Raw genomic sequence first — 439 nt, forward strand, 5'->3', positions numbered from 1 at the left:
CTCAATGGGAGGGAGATTATTGTTATAGTCCCTAATGCTTTCTAAAGCTTCGCTAAAGTCACCATTCTTCTGCCGCCACTGCCTCATAATTTCATTCGTATTAGCCACTTCCCGAGCATAACGTTGATCTTCCTGTTCTGATAGAGCTGCGTGTCTCTCATTGGTCGTAAAAGTGCCGCTTTCATCATAAATAATCAATGTCAGTTGGTCTGGGGCAAGCCTTGCAAAAGGATTAGTCCCGTTGCCATTGGTAAATGCTGTGGCTTGCTTAGCCCGCTCTAAAAGAGCCGGCTCGTTCGTATCAGGCACTTCCGCATCATGTTTAGCTTTATTTTGATAATAAATTGGCCCATAAATCTGCTTTTCAATTGACTTTGCTTTATCCGCCAAAGCCTCTCGATCAAGACTCGCATCTCGCGCATCGGCACGGGTTTGGGCA

At 45.6% G+C, this 439-nt stretch carries 1 pseudogene; it reads right to left on the bottom strand.

The annotated features are described in order from the left end of the window. Nucleotides 1–439, bottom strand: a pseudogene (locus ACOSVP_RS18590) (hypothetical protein); the annotation flags it as partial.

This window comes from Marinomonas sp. HM11-D, assembly GCF_057626615.1.